Genomic DNA, 20,146 nt, shown 5'->3' with positions numbered 1-20,146 from the left:
CGACTGGCAACCGTATCGCGACAATTCCGTGATCTTTGCGGCATTTCGCCAGGATCCGATGACTTGCCGAAGCATTTATGGGTTACCGGGTAGTCCCTGCCGACCGATACGGTGTGTTGGTGGCAACACCGGGTGCTCTGCCCGGGCGAATCGGCGCGTTCGTCCGGTGGGTAGTGCGCACCCCGTGGCCGCTGTTCTCGCTGAGCATGCTGCAGGCCGACATCATCGGCGCCCTGTTCGTGCTCGGGTTCCTGCGCTATGGGCTCCCCCCCGCCGACCGTATTCAGCTGCAGGATCTGCCAACGCTGAACCTGACGATCTTCGCCAGCTCGTTGGTCGTCCTGTTCCTCGTCGGCGTCGTGGTCAACCTCAAACTGCTGATGCCGGTTTTCCGTTGGCAGCGCCGCGACAACATGCTCGCCGAGGCCGATCCGGCGGCCACTGAACTCGCCCGTAGCCGCGCGCTACGCATGCCGTACTACCGCACCCTGAGCACCGTTGTGTATTGGTGCATCGGTGGTGTGGTGTTCATCGTGGCCAGCTGGTCGGTGGCCAGGTTCGCAGCACCGGTCGTCACGGTGGCGACCGCATTGGGAGCGGCGGCCACCGCGATCATCGGCTATCTGCAATCCGAACGAGTATTGCGGCCGGTGGCGGTCGCGGCACTGCGCAGCGGGGTGCCGGAGAACGTCAAGGCGCCCGGTGTCATCCTGCGCCAGATCCTGACCTGGATGCTGTCCACCGCAGTGCCGCTGCTGGCGATCGTGCTGGCCGTGGTGGCCGACAAGGCCTCGCTACTGCACGCCGCGCCGGAGAGCCTGTTCAACCCCATCCTGTTGCTGGCCTTGACGGCGCTGGGCGTCGGGTTGATCAGCACCCTGCTAGTGGCGATGTCGATCGCCGATCCGCTCCGCCAGCTGCGCTGGGCACTCTCGGAGGTGCAGCGCGGTAACTACAACGCGCACATGCAGATCTACGACGCCAGCGAGCTGGGTCTGCTGCAGGCCGGATTCAACGACATGGTGCGCGACCTGTCCGAGCGGCAGCGGCTGCGCGACCTGTTCGGTCGCTACGTCGGCGAAGACGTGGCCCGCCGGGCGATCGAGCGCGGCACCGAGCTGGGCGGCCAGGAGCGCGACGTCGCGGTGCTGTTCGTCGACCTAGTCGGCTCGACCCAGCTGGCCGCGACGCGACCGCCCGCCGAGGTGGTCCACCTGCTCAACGAGTTCTTCCGGGTGGTGGTCGACACCGTCGGCCGCCACGGCGGCTTCGTCAACAAGTTCCAGGGCGATGCCGCGCTGGCTATCTTCGGCGCACCCATCGAGCACCCGGACGCCGCCGGGGGCGCACTGGCCGCCGCCCGTGAGTTGCACGACGAACTCCTGCCGGTGATCGGTGTGGCCGAGTTCGGCATCGGGGTGTCATCCGGCCGAGCCATCGCGGGCCACATCGGCGCGCTGGCTCGCTTCGAGTACACCGTGATCGGTGACCCGGTCAACGAGGCGGCGCGGCTGACCGAGCTGGCCAAACTGGAAGCCGGCCACGTACTGGCGTCGGCGATCGCGGTCAGCGGCGCACTGGACGCCGAGGCATTGTGCTGGGATGTCGGCGAGGTGGTCGAGCTACGCGGTCGCGCCGCACCCACTCAGCTGGCCCGGCCACTGAATCTAGCTGTCCCCCCGGCAGTTTCGGCCCCGCAGCCCATCGTCGAAGAAATGTCCAGCGAAATCATGTGATCGCGCGGGCGCTAACTGCGCTTGGCGGCCTTTTTCGCCGGAGCTTTGCGCGCGGCCTTCTTCGCCGGCCGCTTCACCGGACCTCGGGCCCGCCGGTCGGCGAGCAGCTCGGAGGCGCGCTCGTCGGTGATCGACGCCACGTCGTCGCCCTTACGCAGGCTGGCATTGGTCTCGCCGTCGGTGACATACGGACCAAATCGACCGTCCTTCACCACCATTGGCTTACCCGACGCCGGATCATTACCCAGCTCGCGCAACGGCGGGGCGGAAGCACTTTGCCTGCCACGACGTTTCGGCTCGGCGTAGATCTTCAGCGCCTCGTCGAGCGTGATCGTGAACATCTGCTCCTCGGTCGCAAGCGAACGAGAATCGGTGCCGCGCTTCAGGTATGGGCCATAGCGCCCGTTCTGTGCAGTGATCTCCTCGTTCGACGCAGGATCGACACCGACCACCCGGGGCAGTGACAGCAGTCTCAATGCGTCTTCGAGCGTGACGGTCTGCAGATCCATGGTGCGCAGTAGCGAGCCGGTGCGGGGCTTGGGGCCGGTGGGCTTCTTGCCCTTCTTCGCCGGGGCGGCATCACCGTCCTCCGGGGGCGGCTCCGGCAAGACCTCGGTCACATACGGTCCGTAACGACCGTCCCTGGCCAGGATTTCGTGGCCGGTCTCGGGATCGGTGCCCAGCGAGCGACCCTCCTGCGGTGTGGCGAAAAGCTCTTCTGCTACCTCGAGCGTCAGCTCGTCAGGAGTCAGCGAGTCGTTGAGGTTGGCGCGCTGAGGCTTTGACTCACCGTCGTCGCCGGCGATCGTGCGCTCCAGGTACGGCCCGTTCTTGCCCACCCGGACATAGACCGGCCGACCCTGCGCATCGTCAAACAGCTTGATGGAGTTGACTTCTCGGGCGTCGATGCCCTCGAGGTTGACCCCGACGAGCTTTTTGAGTCCACCGGCACGTGCCACCGAGTCCTGCACGCCGTGGTCGCCGCCGAAGTAGAATTTGTTGAGCCAGTTGGTGCGTTGCTCGCTACCCGACGCAATCGCGTCGAGCTCGTCTTCCATCGCCGCGGTGAAGTCGTAGTCGACGAGCCGGCCGAAATATTGCTCCAGCAGACCGGTAACGGCGAACGCCACCCACGAGGGCACCAGCGCGCTGCCCTTCCTGTGCACGTAGCCGCGGTCCTGGATCGTCTTGATCGTCGGTGTATACGTCGACGGGCGCCCGATACCCAGCTCCTCGAGGGTCTTTATCAAAGACGCCTCGGTATAGCGGGCCGGCGGGTTGGTGGAATGGCCGTCGGGGGTGAGCTCGAGGGCGGCCAGCCGCTGCCCCTCGGTTAGCTGTGGCAGCCGCCGCTCGGCGTCGTCAGCCTCGCCGCCGGCCAACTCGTCCACCGTTTCCACATAGGCCTTGAGAAAGCCGGCGAAAGTGATGGTGCGGCCGCTGGCCGAGAACACCACCTGCTGGTCGTTCGATGCACCGGCGATCCGCAAGCTCAGCGTGGTCCCGCGCGCGTCGGCCATCTGCGAGGCCACCGTGCGCTGCCAGATCAGCTCGTAGAGGCGGAACTCGTCGCCGTCGAGTTCACGGCGCACCGCATCCGGCGTCGCGAAGGTCTCACCCGCCGGGCGGATCGCCTCGTGGGCCTCCTGGGCGTTTTTGACCTTCCGGGTGTACTGACGCGGCGACGGGGACACGTATTCGTCCCCGTAGAGCTGACTGGCCTGAGTGCGCGCCGCGCTGATCGCCGACTGAGACAGCGTCGTCGAGTCGGTACGCATATAGGTGATGTAGCCGTTTTCGTAGAGGCGCTGGGCAATGCTCATCGTCCGCTCGGACGAGAAACGCAGCTTGCGGCCGGCCTCCTGCTGCAGCGTCGACGTCATGAACGGCGCGTAGGGCCGCCGGGTGTAGGGCTTCTCCTCGACCGAGGCCACCGACAGCTGTGCACCGCGCAATCCGGTGGCGAGCTCGGTGGCCCGCGCCTCGTTGAGCACCACGACTTCGTCGGCCTTGCGCAGCGTGCCCAGCGAGTCGAAATCACGGCCGGTGGCGACCCGCAATCCGTCGACGGAGGTCAGGCGGGCGGTGAAGGTGGGTGGCTGCGCGTTCGCGTCGGACACGCTGGCGTCCAGCTGGGCGACGATGTCCCAGTAGGACGCGCTGCGGAAAGCCATCCGGTCCCGCTCACGCTGCACGATGATGCGGGTGGCCACGGACTGCACCCGGCCCGCCGACAGCCGGGGCGCGACCTTCTTCCACAGCACCGGACTGACTTCGTAGCCGTACAGCCGGTCCAGGATGCGACGGGTTTCCTGCGCGTCGACCAGGTCGATGTCGAGGTCGCGGGGGTTTTGCGCGGCCTCGAGGATGGCTGGCTCGGTGATCTCGTGGAACACCATCCGCTTGACCGGAATGCGCGGCTTCAGCGTTTCCATCAAGTGCCAGGCGATGGCCTCGCCCTCGCGGTCACCATCAGTGGCGAGGTAGAGCTCGTCGACGTCCTTGAGTAGGCCCTTGAGCTCGGTGACCGTGCTCTTCTTCTCAGGGCTGATGATGTAGAGCGGTTCGAAGTCGGCGTCGACGTTCACTCCGAGCCGGGCCCAGGGCTCCGACTTGAACTTGGCGGGCACGTCGGCGGCGGCTCTCGGCAGGTCGCGGATGTGTCCTCGCGACGACTCGACGATGTAGGTGGAGCCCAGGTAGCCCGCAAGTTTGCGCGCTTTCGTCGGCGACTCGACAATGACAAGTCGCCTCCGGCTGCCATTGCCGCTGTTGTCGCGGTCTAATGTCGGGTCAGCCACCTGCGCTTACGCTCCATCTCTCTCTCGGCCTCCGTTCGAGACCGCCCTGCAGGAAGAATGACAGGCGGACGTCCGAAATTCCGCTGAAATTCAGATACGCCGACGTTCCTTCCCCTTCAGGCACCTGACAATTTCGCACCCATAGGCGGGCCGACGCAAACCGACTCTCCGAAAACGCAGGTCCTAGCGACGACGGAACACGATTGGCGGGTGCAGCGCCGCGCGCCGGGGAATCCCGGATCCGGTCCGCTCGCATATCCCGGGTCGCACGGCTAAACCTGCGGCCACAACGCCAACGCTTCGGCGCCGTCGGGGTGTTCCCCCACGTTCTCTACCAGCCGCGATAGCCTGCGACGGCCGCTGATCCGCAACGCCGGGCGGCCGCCGCGGGTACCGATCAGGGTGGGCGCGATCCCGACCCGCATCAGGGCCGACGCCAGCGGCGAATGGGTGTCGGGAGCGTGTGGATCCAAACCCAGTTGGTAGTGGTCGCCTTCCGGCGTGCCGGCCACGATGGTCCACGCCCGCAGCTCGCGCGGCCCGGGCAGCCAGCGCGGTGGCACCGTCTTGACCGCGCCGCGGGTCCATTCGGCGGCGATCGCGGTCAACGACGGGTCGATCGCCGTGCGCACCAGGGGAGTTTCCTCGTCCGTACTGCCGATCTCGGGGACCAAGCCGGCCTCGTCGATCATGTCGGCCAGCGCCGAGGCGCGCCAGAGCTGATCCACGACCACCGAAAGCCGGGCACCACGGGCCTGCCCGAGACCCACCGTTACGATCTGGCCAGCAGCCGCCAGTACTCCACACAGATCGGCGACCGCGGGCGGCACCGCCTCCGCCGTGAAGAAGGAAAGCTGGCTCACCACACCGACAGTAAGCCAGGTCGTCCATCCCCGCTTCCAGGCATTCGGCGCGCCGGGTCACCCACTCCCGGGTGGCGGTGGCGCACCCGTGAATAGATAGTGAAAACCCCCCGGCAGAACCCGCTAAGCGGATTGCACGGGGGGTTTTCGTCAGAATCTGCTCGATTTAAGCGGAGCGGACTCCGGTGGCCTGGGGGCCCTTAGGGCTGTGGCCGATCTCAAACTCGACCTGCTGATTTTCTTCGAGGGTGCGGAAGCCCGAACCCTGGATCTCCGTGTAGTGGACAAAAACGTCCGCGGAACCATCTTCAGGGGCGATGAAGCCGAACCCCTTCTCCGCGTTGAACCACTTCACAGTTCCCTTCGGCATTTCTCGATCTTTCCTTTTCTTCAAGGTTCGGTGCACCGCGTTTGGGCGCACCGGGCCCGTTGTCACCGCCATACCTCACGGAGTAGTCGGAACTTCACCCGACCGTTAACCTCGCAGGAACCGCGGGTCGCAACGTCGATCCTGCGAAGTTTTGACACGAACACAGAAGCTACGACCGCAAACAGTCAATCATGTTCGTCGCGTCGGCGACAGACTTGTGTTCCTGATGGATTCTTGGAGGGTGCGACGTGGCGAGTTTCGGCAGCGGTCTGCTGGCCGTCGCGCTCGCCGGCACCGCACCGGACGAGCATCCGCTGCGCCACGTCGCGGAGCTGCCGGCGCGCGCCGGGCGGCCCCATATTTGGCCGGAATGGGCCGAACCCGACGTCATTGCGGCCTTGACCGACCGCGGTATCAGCGCACCGTGGTCACACCAGGCGCGGGCCGCCGAATTGGCCCACGCCGGCCGTCATGTCGTGGTCAGCACGGGTACCGCCTCGGGCAAGTCGCTGGCCTATCAACTGCCCGTTCTCAATGCGCTGGCGACCGATCCGTTGGCCCGGGTGCTGTACCTGTCGCCGACCAAAGCCCTCGGTCACGACCAGTTACGCACCGCGCACACGCTGACGTCGGCTATCCCGCGCCTGGCCAACGTCGCGCCAACGGCCTATGACGGCGACAGCCCCGCCGAGGTCCGCCGCTTTGCGCGCGAGCGTTCCCGATGGCTGTTTTCCAACCCCGACATGATCCATTTATCCATTTTGCGAAATCATTCGCGCTGGGCGGTCTTACTGCGCGGCCTGCGCTACGTGATCGTCGACGAATGTCATTACTACCGCGGCGTCTTCGGCTCGAACGTGGCGATGGTGCTGCGCCGTCTGTTGCGTCTGTGCGCGCGCTATTCGACCGCGCCGACGGTGATTTTCGCCAGCGCGACGACGGATTCGCCAGGTACGACGGCCGCCGAACTGATCGGCCTGCCAGTTGAAGAGGTCACCGAAGACGGTTCCCCGCAAGGTGCTCGCACCGTGGCGCTATGGGAACCGGCCTTGCGCACCGACATCACCGGCGAGCATGGCGCCCCGGTGCGACGCTCCGCCGGTGCCGAGGCGGCGCGGGTGATGGCCGATCTGGTCGCCGAGGGGGCCCAGACCCTGACCTTCGTTCGTTCGCGGCGCGCGGCCGAATTGACCGCGCTGGGCGCCCAAGCGCGACTGGACGACGTCGCCGCGGGGCTGTCGCAGACGGTGGCGTCATACCGGGCCGGTTATCTCGCCGAGGACCGCAATGCGCTGGAACGCGCGCTGGCCGAGGGCCGCTTGCGGGGCTTGGCCACCACCAACGCGCTGGAGTTGGGAGTCGACATCGCGGGGCTGGATGCGGTGGTGCTCGCCGGGTTTCCCGGTACGGTTGCGTCGTTCTGGCAGCAAGCCGGCCGGTCGGGCCGGCGCGGACAGGGCGCGCTGGTGGTGCTGATCGCCCGCGACGATCCGCTGGACACCTATCTGGTGCACAACCCCGCGGCGCTGCTGGACAGGCCGGTCGAGCGGGTGGTGATCGATCCCGCCAATCCCTACCTCCTCGGTCCGCAACTTCTTTGCGCTGCAACAGAATTGCCCCTCAAGGAGGAGGAGGTCCGGGAGCTCGGCGCGACGCGCGTGGCCGACGGGCTGGTCGACGACGGGCTGCTGCGCCGGCGGGACGGCAAGTACTTTCCGGTGCCCGGTCTAGAACCGCATGGCGCGGTGGACATCCGAGGCACTGCGGGCGACCAGATCGTCATCGTGGAGGCAGATACGGGACGACTGCTGGGCAGCACCGGGACCGGTCAGGCGCCCGCCTCGGTCCACCCGGGGGCGGTATATCTGCACCAGGGCGACAGTTATGTGGTCGATTCGCTGGATTTCGAGAGCGGAATGGCCTTCGTACACGCCGAGGATCCCGGCTATGCGACGTTCGCCCGCGAAATCACCGACATCAACGTCACCGGCAGCGGCGAGCAATCGACTTTCGGTCCGGTCACCCTGGGCGTGGTGCCGGTCCGGGTCACACACCAGGTCGTCGGGTACCTGCGTAGGCGACTGTCCGGGGAGGTGATCGATTTCATCGAGCTGGACATGCCCGAACACGTCCTCGATACCACTGCGGTCGTGTACACGATCACGCCGGAGGCGTTGGCGCGCAACGGGATCGACGCAACTCGGATTCCTGGCTCGTTGCACGCCGCCGAACACGCGGCCATTGGACTGCTGCCGTTGGTGGCCAGCTGCGACCGCGGTGACATTGGCGGGATGTCCACCGCGCTGGGCCCGCTGGGTGAGCCCAGCGTCTTCGTCTATGACGGGTATCCGGGCGGGGCAGGATTCGCCGAACGCGGCTTCCGGAAGGCTCGCACTTGGTTGAGTGCCACGGCCGCGGCCATCGAGGCATGCGAATGTCCGATGGGCTGTCCGTCGTGTGTGCAGTCCCCAAAGTGTGGCAATGGCAACGACCCGCTGGATAAAGCGGGAGCGGTGCAGGTGCTGCGACTAGTACTTGCGGAGTTACCGGAAAGATCGCGCTGAGCAACCCGATAGACGGCGACCGACCCCTCGACGGTCGACCTCCACGGAAGTGCATACAACAACCGCCGAATGCGTCTCCTCTTTACTAAAGAAACGCCAGCATGTTGTCTCAAAGCGCGACCAACGGCCGGAGCAGAAAACCTACCAAGGCTGAGATCTCGAATGCAAACTTATCAGTAACTTAGCGGCGCCGAAGCCGAATCGCCGTTATCCGAGCTGGCGACATCGCGGGATTTGCTGGAGCGCTGACAGCACGCCCGCACAACCACGAATCCGCGTCGGCGCCCTAAAATCGACTGCATGGCCCACGACTGGTTGCTCGTGGAGACACTGGGGGACGAGCCCGCCGTGGTATCTCAGGGGCGGCAACTCAAGAACCTTGTCCCCATCACGACCTTCCTCCGCCGCAGTCCCCATCTGGCCGCGGTCCGGACCGCGATCGCCGAGTCGATGCGCACCGGCCAGAGCCTGACCAGCATCACTCCCAAGCGTGATCGCGTGATCCGCACCGAACCGGTGGTGATGTCCGACGGCTGTATCCACGGCGTGCATGTGTGGACCGGCCCTGCCGACATCGATCCGCCCGAGCGGCCGATTGCGGGCCCACTGAAGTGGGACCTCACCCTTGGGGTGGCCACCGACACCCGGGAGTCGCTGGCCATTAGCGGCAAGAACCCCGAAGTCGAAGTCACCTTTGGCCGAGCGTTTGCCGAAGATCTCCCTTCACGCGAGCTCAATCCGAACGAAACCAAAGTCCTTGCCATGGCGGTCAAGGCGGAGCCCGGCCAAACAATCTGCAGCACTTGGGATCTCACTGACTGGCAGGGAAATCCTATCCGGATTGGTTTCATTGGCCGCAGCGGGCTCGAGCCCGGGCCGGACGGCAGAGACCACCTCGTCGCACGGGCGATGAACTGGCGCGCCGAACTCAAGGGCCCGGTGGTCTCCACTGATGACCTGGCCCTGCGAATCCTCGACGGGCTGCGTCAGGCCGGAGTGCACCGGGCGCTCGTCGACCTGAACAACTGGACCCTGTTGAAATGGCTCGACGAGCCTTGCACCTTCTACGACTGGCGGGGCTCCGATAAGGACAGGCCGAAGGTCCATCCCGACGACGTGCCCCAGATGTCAGCCATGACCAAGGAATTCGGCAAGGGAACGACCAGCCGCGTGCTGCGGATGCGTGGCATCGACGGCAATTGGGTGCCCGTGCACGTGACGGCCAATCGAGTGGAACTCGAGCCGGACACCTTCGTCGGTCTGGTCTCGCTGCGATTGCCCAGTGACGAGGAGCTCGCCGGCGCCGGCCTGCCAAGGGAGCCGGACGACAACGGCTGATCACGCCGCGTCGACCGGCCCGGCCCGCGCGGCGGCCTGGGCCACACCGGCGAACGGCACCGCCACGTGAACGATGACGACGACGTCAAGATCGTCCACCCGGCAGACGACGTCGTCGACCCGCATCGCGCGGGCTACCGCACTCGCCCGGACGCAGGCCGCCCCCGTTCCAGCAGGCAACCGCGCCGCGGCAGCCAACGCGGCCAGATCGGCAGCCGCTTGCGCACGATGGCGTGCCACCACCACCGAACCGAGGTATGCCCCGGCGCCCGAGACGCACAGCAGCACCGCGAGCATCGCCACCGCCAGCACGGTCGCCGAGCCGCGATCATCGTGACGGCTCTGCCGCCGACACGGCCCTAGCACTAATATCCAACGTGGGCAATGCCTTTGAGTGCGCAACGACCGTCGCCACAAGGAAGTCACCGTCGCGGTGCAACGAGACTTGCGCTCCCCCCGGCGCGATCCGGCGCGCCGCGTCGACCGCGAAATGTTCGTCACCGCGGGCGGCCAACCGGGCGGCTTCGCGGGCGGCATCGACACAGCGGACTTGCATCGACACAGCCGTGATCCCCGCCAGGCATCCCACCAGCACGACGACCAGCGTGGCGATCGCCAATGCGCCTTCCACGGTGCTCGAACCGGCACAGCCGGCTAGACCTTGGTGTTGAGCGCGCGACCGATGATGTTGGTCAACGCCGACACGATCGAATCGCCGGTGACGACGGTGTACAGGATCGCGCCGAAGGCGGCCGCGGCGATGGTGCCGATCGCGTATTCGACCGTCGACATCCCCGACTCGTCGGTGGCCAGGAGCGTCATCCGCGCGATCACTACGCGAAACATGTTGATCATCAATGCATCCCCTCTGTTGCGGCGTCACAGCAAACCCGACTGCAGAACATCTCCGGCCAGCCCCACCACCACCGGGACAATGCCTAGGCAGACAAATGCCGGCAGAAAACACAGGCCGAGCGGTCCGGCGATCAGCACCCCAGCCCGCTCGGCGGCCGCCGCGGCGGTGTGTGCGGCGTCGTGACGAGACTGATCGGCCAGTTCCGCGACGCCGCCGGCCAGCGCTGCTCCCGACGATGCCGACCGCCGCGCAAGTCGCAGTAGCGCATCGGTCTGCACATCGACCACAGCCTTTGGCGAGATCGACCATGCGACGGCGGGATCGGCGCCCAGAGCCAGCAGATCAGCGGCCCGCCGCAACACCCGCGCGAGCTTCGGTGGCGCGGACGCTGCGGTAGCGCCCGCCGCGTTCGACACGGCCATGCCCGCCGCTAAGCACACGGCCAGCACGTCCAGGCTGGACGCGACCGCCAGCGGGTCGGATCGATGAGCGGGCGCTTCGGTCAACCCAGGCCGCACCCGTTGCGCGCGAGCGGTTGTCCCGGCGCGCGCCCGCACCACCGATGGGCCGGGGCCGATCAGCAAGGCCACCGCGAGCAATACCGCCGCGGTGCTCATGCCCCCGCTCCAGCACGCTCGATGATTCGGTCCGACCACAGCAACCCGCCGCACGCGAGCACCGATCCGACAACCAACAGCCATCCCCCGGCGTTCCCGCTGAGCAAGAAGCCCAGTGGACGAGCCCCGATCAGTTGGCCCAGCAAGACTCCAAGCAACGGCAGGCACGCCAGTATTGCCGCGGTGGCACGCGCCCCGGCCATGCCCGAGCTGACCCGTGCCGAGAATCGTTGATACTCAACGATATCGCGCTGCGCGGTACGCATCAGGGTCGCGATCGCTAGGCCGTGAGCACCGGCCAGCTGCCAGCACACCGCCAATCGATGCCAATGCGCTGGCTGGGCTGACGATCGTGCGGCGGCGCGCAGGCCGGCCGTGACGTCGGCACCCAATCGCGCCCGGGCTGCGACGGCATGCAGTGCCACGGCAACCGCACCAACGGTTTCGCCGGCGGCCACCTCGAACGCCTGCACCGGATTCGAGCCGACGCGCAGCTCTCCGACCAACACATCGAGCGCGGCTTCCAGCGTCCGGCCCTCCTGTGTCGCGCGCCGGATCTGGCGTCGGCGACGGTAGCGCACGCCAGCCGTGCCGGCCACCACCGCGGCGGCCAGGACCGTCGCCAGCGGCAACAACGCCGCGGCCACGACAGCGGTGCAGACGGTGACGCCGCCGGCCCCGCGCGCCCCGACCATGACCCGTCGGTGCGCTGGGGTCGCCACGGCGATTCGTGGCCGCGGTGATGACGGAAAGACCCAGAGCGCCAATGCCAATAGCAACGCGGCGGTCGTTAGGCCGTTCATGCCGGCAACCGGCTTCGCAGCAAACGATGCAGTTCGTCCGCTTCGTCGGTCATGCCTTGCTCTGCCTGCCACGCCGTGATCGCCCGGACGCGCCCGTCGACTGGGCGCAGCACCGCGATCTCGGCGAGCCAGCGCCGACCCTGTCGATCGCGGGCGACGTGCAGCAGCACCTGCACCGCCGCGGCGAGCTGGCTGTGTAAGGCCGCGCGGTCCAGACCGCCAAGCGCGCCCAACGCCTCCAGCCGGGCGGGAACCTCACCCGGATTGTTCGCATGCACCGTGCCCGCCCCGCCGTCGTGCCCGGTGTTCAGCGCCGCCAGCAGGTCTACCACTTCGGCTCCCCTGACCTCGCCGACCACGATGCGGTCCGGCCGCATCCGCAACGCCTGCCGGACGAGTTGGCGCACCGGAACCTCGCCCACGCCTTCGACATTGGCGCACCTTGCGACCAGCTTCACCAGATGTGGATGCCGGGGCGCCAATTCGGCGGCATCCTCGACGCAGACGATCCGCTCGACCGGGGATACCGCGCCCAGCATGGCCGCCAGCAAGGTTGTCTTTCCGGCGCCGGTGCCGCCACAAATCAGGAAGGCCAACCGCGCCGCGATGATGTCGGCCACCAACGCGGCCGCCCGGGGCTCGATGGCGCCCGCCGCGGTCAGGGCCGCCAGATCCTGTGTAGCCGGCCGCAACACCCGCAGCGACAAACAGGTGCCGCCGGCCGCCACAGGCGGCAGCACCGCGTGCAATCGGACAGCAAACCCGCCGGCACCGAATCCAGTCAGCTGTCCGTCGACCCACGGCTGGGCGTCATCGAGGCGCCGGCCGGCGGCCAACGCCAGCCGCTGCGCCAACCGCCGCACGGCCGCCTCGTCGGCAAATCGGATGTGGCTGCGTCGCAAACCGTTTCCATCGTCGACCCACACGGCGTCGGGCGCGGTGACCAGGACGTCGGTGGTGCCGTCCGCGCATAGCAGCGGTTCGAGGATGCCGGCGCCGGTCAGCTCGGTCTGTAGCACCCGAAGATTCGCGAGCACCTCGGTATCGCCAAGCACCCCGCCGGACTCGGCCCGAATCGCAGCGGCCACCACGTTGGGCTTCAGCGCAGAACCCAGCGGAGCCGATTCGGTGGCCAGCCGCTCCCGCACCCGCTCGATAAGCGATCCGCTCACGCCGCCCTGACCTTCGGCCCAGATCCCGTGTGCGGCAGCACCGCTAACACTCGGCGGGCCGCCGCCGTCAGCGCGGATCGCCGCCCCAACCGCAGCCCTCCGCGTTCCAACTGCTCCGCCAGTTGCGGCTGCGCTCTCATCGACGCGAGCAGCGTCACCCCGGTGATGTCGGCGATTTCAGCCGCCCGCAAGCCGCCCGGCGCTGGACCCCGAACGACCAACCCGAGGTTGGGATTGATCGCGGCCAGCACCGGGGCGATCGCCGCGGTCGCCGCGCACGCCCGGACGTCACATGGACTGACGACAACGACCAGGTCCGCGGCATCCAGCGCGGCTTGGCTAGCGTCGGTCAGCCGGCGGGGCAGATCGCACACGACAGTGACTCCCCCACGCCGGCCCGCATCGATCACCGCGTCCACGGGCTTGGCGTCCAGCTCGTAGCCGCGCCGTGTGCCCGACAGCAAGCTGATACCGCCCAGCCGCGGCAACGCGTCACGCACGGCCAACCAGTTGAGGCGACCGCCCTGCAATGCCAAGTCGGGCCAGCGCAAACCCGGCGTCGTCTCAACGCCGAGCAACAAATCGGCGCCGCCACCCCAAGGATCGAGATCGACCAACAGCACCTCGCCGGCGGCCCGAGCCAGCGCGGCCGCGAACAACGAGGCACCCGCACCGCCGCACCCCCCGATCACCGCGACAACCTCGCCGCGCGATCCGTCGTCTCGGATCGAATCAGCGGATTCGGCGAGCTCGCGAATCAGTTCATGTTCCTGCCCGGGCAGGAACATGACGTGTTGGGCGCCGACCGCAACTGCGGCCGACCAAGTTGCCGTCGTGGGTTCGGCGGCGCTCAGCACGCTGACATGAGCGCGGCGCGGCATCCCCGCACGCCCACAGCGCTCCGCGGCCGCCTCATCGAGCACCACCGCCGCAGCCGCCGACCACGTTTTCCTCGCAACCGCCGAACCCCCGGCGTGGACCACTCGAACGCCGACGGCCGCGGCGACCCGGTCCAGCTCGTCACGCAAGTTGGCGTCGGTCAGCACCGCCAAGACGCCCGAGGAATCTCTCGCCGCGGTGCCGGAGGTGGTAGTCATCCCACCACCGTGCGGGCAGCTCAGGATGGGACACCAGTCCCAAAGCAGGATTTGTGGAGAGAGACGGAAGTGTGCACAAACCGATCGAGTGGGCGGATTCCCGCGCGATAGATAACACCGTGCCCGCAACCCGCCGCAGGCCCATACAGAGGACCTGACAGAAGAAAGTAATCCTGGGAAACTTACCCCAGAAAAGGGACGACCCCCGCCAGGGGAGGAGGCGGAGGTCGTCGTGCATCAGCCCCGGGGGGTCGGGCTGATACACCCTCGGCTCAGGCCGAGTAATGCTTACTATACACACGACAGTGCGGACTGACGCAAGTGGCTGTTTTTTTCAGAACAACACTTTGAGCCGCAAAAACACCGTTGGCCTCGTCTGTTACATCCCGTTCGCCGCGCACTGCGGGACAACTCCGCGGACTCGCCTGCCGACCGACCTATGCTGTGTCGGTGACCGTCTCCGACCCGGATGCGCATCAGCAAACCTCGGCGCGGACCACCGCACCCGGCAGTCCGCACGCCCGCACCGCGGCCTTCTTCGACCTGGATAAGACGATCATCGCCAAGTCCAGCACGCTGGCGTTCAGCAAACCGTTCTTCGACCAGGGTCTGCTCAATCGCCGGGCCGTGCTGAAGTCCAGCTACGCCCAATTCATCTTTCTGCTCTCTGGTGCCGATCATGACCAGATGGACCGAATGCGGACCCACATGACCAACATGTGCACCGGCTGGGACGCCGCTCAGGTCAAGTCGATCGTCAACGAAACGCTGCACGACATCGTGACTCCGCTGGTGTTCGCGGAAGCCGCGGACCTAATTGCCGCGCACAAATTATGCGGCCGCGACGTCGTGGTGGTCTCCGCCTCCGGCGAAGAAATCGTCGCGCCGATCGCCCGCGCGCTCGGCGCAACGCATGCGATGGCGACCCGGATGGTGGTCGAGGACGGCAAGTACACCGGCGAGGTCGGCTTCTATTGCTACGGCGAGGGCAAGGTCCAAGCGATCCGCGAGTTGGCGGCCCGCGAGGGCTATCCGCTGGAACATTGTTACGCCTACTCGGACTCGATCACCGACCTGCCAATGCTCGAGTCCGTCGGACATCCGAGCGTGGTCAACCCGGACCGCGGTTTGCGCAAGGAAGCGACCGAACGTGGCTGGCCGGTATTGAGTTTCTCGCGACCGGTGTCTCTGCGAGACCGGATTCCGGCCCCGTCGGGAGCCGCGATCGCCACCACAGCCGCGGTGAGTATCACCGCGCTGGCGGCCGGCGCGGTGACCTACTCGCTGTTGCGGCGCTTCGCGTTCTAGCGTCGCGCCGCGGCGCCAGCAAACCTACCAAGCGATCGATTCGATAACCGCTTCGCAACATTCGCACAATTGGGCCTTGCTGTGCTAAGGCTCCAGTAGTACAAAGGAACCACGGAAGCCCGGTAAGGCCTAGGTCGACCCGGAAGAGAAGGTTCGTTCTCCCAACCCGGGCGCCCAGCACGGTACTCGGCACCCACGCGGAGTCATAGCCGCGATAATGGCAGAAGTGTTGTGGGCCTGCGTAATTGCGAAAAAGCAGAAAGTACGAGCAGCCCTTTGGGTGGGGTTGTAACTTGAAGCGTCGCAAGATCGCCGAGGCCACCCACGCAACCCCACAGATGCACGCTTGGTAACCGAGTTCCGTGCTAGCGGGCGGCGGACCGAATATTTCGGAACGCCGCCCGCTCTACATGTGTTGACCCGGTTGGTTCAACTTTTCCCCGGCAACGCCTCGGCGATCGACAACGCTTCTTGTGCGCCGGCCTGCAGCGCCCGGCAACACAGCACCAGCCAGGCCCCGACGCCGCGCGGCGCGCCTTCGGCGAATCCGCTTGCGGCGGACCGATAGTCGCCGGGTTTGCGCATCCAGCTCACCTCGGGCACACCCAGTCCGTGCGGATCCAGCCCACTTGCAATGGTCACCAGCCGAGACACCGCGCGTGCCATCACGCCATCCGCGCTGCCAAAGGGCTTGAGCGTCAGCAGTTCTCCGTGCGCGACCGCTGCGACTACCGGCGCCGGCACCTGCGTGCGACCGGACACCAACTCGGCCAGCAGCTCGAGACGCGGCCCGATCTCGGCGTCGGCCCGCGGTCGGCCCAATTGGTCATCATCGACCTGGTCGGCGGCGGCCAGCATGTGTAGCCGGGCCAGCGCCTGCAACGGCGCCCGTTGCCAGATACCGACCAGCGCACCCCCGCCGCCCTCCAGTGCCTGAGCGACTCGCAGCGCGCCGCCGAACACCGGATCGTTGACGCCTGAACTGTCCGCCAAGTCCTCGAACCGCACGGGCCCGCCATCGAGCACCGACGAAGCGCGAGCCGCCCGCAACGAGGCCTCGGCGGCGGTTACCGGCCAGCCCCGCAGGTTAGCCCGATGCCGGTGAGCGCGGCCCAACGCGTCTCGGGCCCGGTCACTGGCCTCGGCGACGCCGGGGAGCTCCATCAGCGGGGCGAGCGGATCTGCCGTCACAGGTTGCCAACCTAGCGGTCAGGGGTGGACGCGCCGGGAATGGCCTCCAGCAATTGCCGGGTGTACTCGTGGCCGGGGTTACTGAACAGCTCCTCAGTGCCCGCATGCTCCACGATCTGACCCGCCCGCATCACCAGGACATCGTCGGCGATCTGCCGGATCACCGCCAGGTCGTGGCTGATGAACAGGTAGGCAAGGCCCAGCTCGGCCTGTAGTGAGGTCAGCAGGTCCAGGATCTGCGCCTGCACCAGCACGTCGAGCGCCGATACCGCCTCATCGCACACCAGCACCTGCGGGCGCAGCGCCAACGCCCGCGCGATTGCGACCCGCTGGCGTTGGCCGCCCGACAGCTCGCGCGGCAACCTGCCGAGCACCGACGACGGCAACGCCACCTGGTCAACGAGCTCGCGCACCGTCTTCTCGCGTTGGGTCCGGTCGCCGACGCGATGGATCCGCAACGGTTCCTCGATGGCGCGAAACACCGAGTACATGGGATCCAGGCTGCTGTAGGGGTTCTGGAACACCGGCTGCACGCGACGGCGAAAAGCCATCATCGCGTCCCGATTTAACCCGTCGGAAATCTGGGTGCCGTCGAAAACGACTGTGCCCGAAGTCGGTTGGAGTAGGCCCAGTGCCATCCGGGCGACCGTCGATTTCCCCGAACCCGATTCCCCCACGATGGCCAGGGTGCTGGCCCGGCGCAGCCGGAACGACACGGCGTCGACGGCGCAGAACTGAGTCCGCCGCCACGGTGCACCGTGCGACTCCCGGTAGACCTTGGTCAGCTCCGAGGCGACGAGGATGTCAGCGGCACCGGTGACGGCCTGCCGACGTGCCGGCGCCGAACTCCGGACCGTCAGCGACGGCGCCGCAGCCACCAGCCGGCGGGTGTACTCGTGCCGCGGATCACGCAGGATCGACTGTGCAGCACCGGATTCCACCACCACCCCCCGGTTGACCACGACCACCCGCTCTGCCCGTTCGGCGGCCAGCGCCAGGTCATGAGTGATCAGCAACAGCGCGGTGCCCAATTCGTCGGTGAGGCGCTGCAAATGGTCGAGCACCTGCCGTTGCACCGTGACATCCAGCGCGGAAGTCGGCTCATCGGCGATCAGTAGCTGCGGATGACCCGCCAGCCCGATGGCGATCAGCGCACGCTGGCACATCCCGCCGGACAACTGGTGCGGGTACTTGGCCGCCTGCTTCGCCGGATCCGGCATGCCGGCCTGGGCGAGCAGCTGCACGGCTCGGTGGCGTACCTGCCGGCCATCGGTATTGGCCCGCAACGCTTCTGAGATCTGGAATCCTACCTTCCAGACGGGGTTGAGGTTGGTCATCGGGTCTTGGGGTACGTACCCGATGCGACGGCCTCTGATCGACCGCAGCAGTCGGCGGTCGGCTTTCCGACCAGCCGAAGTGATGTCGATCCCGTCGAAGGTGATGCGACCGGCCGTGATCCGGCCACCGGGAGCCAGCAGCCCAAGGATCGCGGCGGCAGTGGTGGATTTCCCCGATCCTGATTCACCGACCACGGCGACGGTTTGGCCACGCATGACGCTTAGATCGACGCCGCTGACTGCGGGGGCATGGTCGCCGAACTTGACTTCCAGGCCCTCAACTTTCAGCAGCGGCGATTCCACGGTGCTCATGCCCGCCACGCTCGCGACGCCGGATCCAGGGCGTCGCGCAGGGCGTCACCCATCATCATGAATGCCAGCACCGTAATCGCCAGTGCGCCCGCGGGATAGAACAAGATCGGTGAGCCGGCCCGCAGCCGCGTCTGCGCGAGGTTGATATCGCCGCCCCACGACACCACCGAGGTCGGCAGCCCGACGCCGAGATAGGACAGCGTGGCCTCGGTGACGATGAAGGCCCCCAGCGCAATGGTGGACATCGCGATCACCGGGCCCACCGCATTAGGCAATGCGTGCCGCAGCAAGGTTTGAAACCTGCTCAACCCCAATGCCTTAGCCGCGAGGACATAATCGCTGGCCCGCACCTCCAACACCGCGCCGCGTGCGATCCTGGCCACCTGCGGCCAGCCGAACAACGCCAGGATGGCGATCACCGTCCACACCGTGCGATGGTGCAGCACCTGCATCAGCACGATCGCGGCCAGCAGCAGCGGCAGCCCGAAGAACACGTCGGTAATGCGCGAGACCAGCGCGTCGAGCCAGCCCCCGTAGAAGCCGGCCAACGCCCCCAGCGCCCCGCCGACGACGAACACCAGCAGGGTGGCGCCCAACCCCACCGTGACCGAGGCGCGAGCCCCATAAATGGTGCGCGCGTAGATGTCGTGCCCTTGCAGATCGGTGCCGAACCAGTGCACCGCCGACGGGCCGAGCAGGCTTTGGCTGGGATCGGCGTAGCCGGGGTCGGCGTGGGTGAACATCGCCGGAAACAGCGCGACCAGAACAATGGTCAGGATCAGCGCAGCGGCGACGACGAATTTTGGACGCCGGTGCAACCTGCGCCAGGCCTCGCCCCAAAAGCCGGAGTGTTCAGCCATATCGGATCCTCGGGTCCAGGGCCGCATAGAGCAGGTCGACCAGCAGGTTGGTGATCAGATAGATCAGCACCAGCACTGTCACGATCGAGACGACGGTCGGCGCCTCCTGCCGGGTGACGGCTTGGTAGAGCACTCCGCCGACACCGTGAATGTTGAAGATGCCTTCGGTCACGATGGCTCCGCCCATCAGCGCACCCACATCGGCACCCAGGAACGTCACCACCGGGATCAGCGAGTTGCGCAGAATGTGCACGGTGACGACCCGCGGCCACGACAATCCCTTCGCCGTAGCGGTGCGGACATAGTCGGCGTGCGCGTTGGCGGCCACCGCCGATCGGGTCAACCGCACCACGTAGGCGAATGACACTGAACCCAAGACAATTCCGGGCAGCAGCAGGCGCGCGAATGTCGCCCGCTCGCCAACGGTGACCGGCGCGATGCCCAGCCGTACCCCGAACAGGAATTGGGTCAGGAACCCCAGCACGAAGATCGGGATCGCGATAATGATCAGTCCGGTGATCAGCACCGTGGAATCGAACAGCCCACCCTGGCGCAGCCCGGATATCACGCCGAACCCGATCCCGAACACCGCCTCCACGATCAGTGCGATCAGCGCCAGCCGGATCGTCACCGGAAAAGCGTGTGCTAGAACGGCACTCACCGGTAGCCCGGAATAGGCGCGGCCCAGGTCGCCGTGCAGGACACCGCCCAGGTAGTGCAGGTACTGCAGCAGGAAAGGATCGTCGAGGTGGTAGCGCGCCCGCAGTTGGGCGGCGACCGCCGGGGTCAGCGGCCGGTCTCCGGCGATCGCGGCCAGCGGGTCGCCGGGCAGCAGGAACACCATGCCGTAGATCAGCAACGTCGCGCCCAGGAAGACGGGCACCATGACGGCGATCCTGCGCGCGATGTACCACCCCATGG

At 67.0% G+C, this 20,146-nt stretch carries 18 protein-coding genes; 4 read left to right on the top strand and 14 right to left on the bottom strand.

Annotated features, from left to right (window positions below; genetic code table 11):
* Positions 1 to 77: 77 nt before the first annotated feature.
* Positions 78 to 1,736, top strand: a complete 1,659-nt coding sequence (locus DB708_RS02075; RefSeq protein WP_108920272.1) for an adenylate/guanylate cyclase domain-containing protein — start codon at positions 78 to 80, stop codon at positions 1,734 to 1,736.
* An 11-nt stretch (positions 1,737 to 1,747) separates the two neighbouring features.
* On the opposite strand, the gene topA is transcribed toward DB708_RS02075, so the two are convergent.
* From topA to cspA, 3 genes are all read right to left on the bottom strand, one after another.
* A complete protein-coding gene (gene topA, locus DB708_RS02070) occupies positions 1,748 to 4,537 on the bottom strand; it encodes a type I DNA topoisomerase (protein WP_108920271.1) in 2,790 nt (929 codons plus the stop codon).
* 272 nt (positions 4,538 to 4,809) lie between these two features.
* Positions 4,810 to 5,400 carry a hypothetical protein gene (locus DB708_RS02065; RefSeq protein WP_108920549.1) on the bottom strand — a complete coding sequence of 197 codons (591 nt, stop codon included), beginning with the start codon at positions 5,398 to 5,400 and terminating at the stop codon, positions 4,810 to 4,812.
* Positions 5,401 to 5,566: 166 nt separating this feature from the next.
* Positions 5,567 to 5,770: a cold shock protein CspA gene (gene cspA, locus DB708_RS02060; RefSeq protein ID WP_090607448.1), complete on the bottom strand. Its 204-nt coding sequence runs from the start codon at positions 5,768 to 5,770 to the stop codon at positions 5,567 to 5,569.
* Between the two features lie 248 nt (positions 5,771 to 6,018).
* Between cspA and DB708_RS02055 the strand changes: the two genes are divergently transcribed.
* The gene (locus DB708_RS02055; protein WP_108920270.1) at positions 6,019 to 8,334 is read left to right on the top strand and encodes a DEAD/DEAH box helicase; all 2,316 of its coding nucleotides are present in this window, start codon (positions 6,019 to 6,021) and stop codon (positions 8,332 to 8,334) included.
* 300 nt (positions 8,335 to 8,634) lie between these two features.
* A complete protein-coding gene (locus DB708_RS02050) occupies positions 8,635 to 9,672 on the top strand; it encodes a PAS domain-containing protein (RefSeq protein WP_108920269.1) in 1,038 nt (345 codons plus the stop codon).
* On the opposite strand, the gene DB708_RS27505 is transcribed toward DB708_RS02050, so the two are convergent.
* Genes DB708_RS27505 through ssd form a run of 7 tightly spaced genes read right to left on the bottom strand, consistent with a single transcriptional unit; the run spans position 9,673 to position 14,166 of the window.
* Positions 9,673 to 9,969, bottom strand: a complete 297-nt coding sequence (locus tag DB708_RS27505) for an Rv3654c family TadE-like protein (protein ID WP_338103930.1) — start codon at positions 9,967 to 9,969, stop codon at positions 9,673 to 9,675.
* Positions 9,970 to 10,000: 31 nt separating this feature from the next.
* Entirely contained in the window at positions 10,001 to 10,303 is a 303-nt protein-coding gene (locus tag DB708_RS27500; RefSeq protein ID WP_235616586.1) for a TadE family type IV pilus minor pilin, read from the bottom strand.
* 23 nt (positions 10,304 to 10,326) lie between these two features.
* Positions 10,327 to 10,527, bottom strand: a complete 201-nt coding sequence (locus tag DB708_RS02040) for a DUF4244 domain-containing protein (protein ID WP_108920268.1) — start codon at positions 10,525 to 10,527, stop codon at positions 10,327 to 10,329.
* A 24-nt stretch (positions 10,528 to 10,551) separates the two neighbouring features.
* Positions 10,552 to 11,145: a type II secretion system F family protein gene (locus DB708_RS02035; protein ID WP_201263395.1), complete on the bottom strand. Its 594-nt coding sequence runs from the start codon at positions 11,143 to 11,145 to the stop codon at positions 10,552 to 10,554.
* Positions 11,142 to 11,948 (bottom strand): type II secretion system F family protein, encoded by an 807-nt coding sequence (locus DB708_RS02030; protein ID WP_108920267.1) that lies wholly within the window; start codon positions 11,946 to 11,948, stop codon positions 11,142 to 11,144. Before DB708_RS02030 ends, DB708_RS02035 begins: the two co-directional genes overlap by 4 nt.
* Positions 11,945 to 13,120, bottom strand: a complete 1,176-nt coding sequence (locus DB708_RS02025; protein ID WP_108920266.1) for a TadA family conjugal transfer-associated ATPase — start codon at positions 13,118 to 13,120, stop codon at positions 11,945 to 11,947. The genes DB708_RS02030 and DB708_RS02025 overlap by 4 nt, the downstream gene beginning before the upstream one ends.
* Positions 13,117 to 14,166 (bottom strand): septum site-determining protein Ssd, encoded by a 1,050-nt coding sequence (gene ssd / locus DB708_RS02020; protein WP_108920265.1) that lies wholly within the window; start codon positions 14,164 to 14,166, stop codon positions 13,117 to 13,119. Before ssd ends, DB708_RS02025 begins: the two co-directional genes overlap by 4 nt.
* A gap of 501 nt (positions 14,167 to 14,667) precedes the next feature.
* On the opposite strand from ssd, the gene DB708_RS02015 reads away from it, so the two are divergent.
* On the top strand, positions 14,668 to 15,525 hold the full coding sequence (locus DB708_RS02015; RefSeq protein WP_108920546.1) for an HAD-IB family hydrolase: 858 nt from the start codon (positions 14,668 to 14,670) through the stop codon (positions 15,523 to 15,525).
* Between the two features lie 429 nt (positions 15,526 to 15,954).
* On the opposite strand, the gene DB708_RS02005 is transcribed toward DB708_RS02015, so the two are convergent.
* Genes DB708_RS02005 through DB708_RS01990 form a run of 4 tightly spaced genes read right to left on the bottom strand, consistent with a single transcriptional unit; the run spans position 15,955 to position 20,144 of the window.
* Positions 15,955 to 16,716, bottom strand: a complete 762-nt coding sequence (locus DB708_RS02005; protein WP_108920264.1) for an oxidoreductase — start codon at positions 16,714 to 16,716, stop codon at positions 15,955 to 15,957.
* A gap of 11 nt (positions 16,717 to 16,727) precedes the next feature.
* A complete protein-coding gene (locus DB708_RS02000) occupies positions 16,728 to 18,365 on the bottom strand; it encodes a dipeptide ABC transporter ATP-binding protein (protein ID WP_108920545.1) in 1,638 nt (545 codons plus the stop codon).
* Positions 18,362 to 19,225 (bottom strand): ABC transporter permease, encoded by an 864-nt coding sequence (locus tag DB708_RS01995; RefSeq protein ID WP_108920263.1) that lies wholly within the window; start codon positions 19,223 to 19,225, stop codon positions 18,362 to 18,364. Before DB708_RS01995 ends, DB708_RS02000 begins: the two co-directional genes overlap by 4 nt.
* Positions 19,218 to 20,144 (bottom strand): ABC transporter permease, encoded by a 927-nt coding sequence (locus DB708_RS01990; protein ID WP_108920262.1) that lies wholly within the window; start codon positions 20,142 to 20,144, stop codon positions 19,218 to 19,220. Before DB708_RS01990 ends, DB708_RS01995 begins: the two co-directional genes overlap by 8 nt.
* Positions 20,145 to 20,146 lie beyond the last annotated feature (2 nt).

Origin of the sequence: Mycobacterium montefiorense (genome assembly GCF_003112775.1) — a bacterium.
Classification (GTDB): domain Bacteria; phylum Actinomycetota; class Actinomycetes; order Mycobacteriales; family Mycobacteriaceae; genus Mycobacterium; species Mycobacterium montefiorense.
Note: the sequence above shows the minus strand (reverse complement) of the source record. Positions and strands in the feature narration are given on the sequence as shown.

What these genes read in the sequence shown, in the direction of transcription:
- DB708_RS02075 (WP_108920272.1), top strand. Translation starts at nt 78, where the DNA reads ATGGGTTACCGGGTAGTCCCTGCCGACCGATACGGTGTGTTGGTGGCA.
- cspA (WP_090607448.1), bottom strand. Translation starts at nt 5,770, where the DNA reads ATGCCGAAGGGAACTGTGAAGTGGTTCAACGCGGAGAAGGGGTTCGGC.
- DB708_RS02050 (WP_108920269.1), top strand. Translation starts at nt 8,635, where the DNA reads ATGGCCCACGACTGGTTGCTCGTGGAGACACTGGGGGACGAGCCCGCC.
- DB708_RS27505 (WP_338103930.1), bottom strand. Translation starts at nt 9,969, where the DNA reads ATGCTCGCGGTGCTGCTGTGCGTCTCGGGCGCCGGGGCATACCTCGGT.
- DB708_RS02040 (WP_108920268.1), bottom strand. Translation starts at nt 10,527, where the DNA reads ATGATCAACATGTTTCGCGTAGTGATCGCGCGGATGACGCTCCTGGCC.
- DB708_RS02035 (WP_201263395.1), bottom strand. Translation starts at nt 11,145, where the DNA reads ATGAGCACCGCGGCGGTATTGCTCGCGGTGGCCTTGCTGATCGGCCCC.
- DB708_RS02030 (WP_108920267.1), bottom strand. Translation starts at nt 11,948, where the DNA reads ATGAACGGCCTAACGACCGCCGCGTTGCTATTGGCATTGGCGCTCTGG.
- DB708_RS02000 (WP_108920545.1), bottom strand. Translation starts at nt 18,365, where the DNA reads ATGAGCACCGTGGAATCGCCGCTGCTGAAAGTTGAGGGCCTGGAAGTC.
- DB708_RS01995 (WP_108920263.1), bottom strand. Translation starts at nt 19,225, where the DNA reads ATGGCTGAACACTCCGGCTTTTGGGGCGAGGCCTGGCGCAGGTTGCAC.
- DB708_RS01990 (WP_108920262.1), bottom strand. Translation starts at nt 20,144, where the DNA reads ATGGGGTGGTACATCGCGCGCAGGATCGCCGTCATGGTGCCCGTCTTC.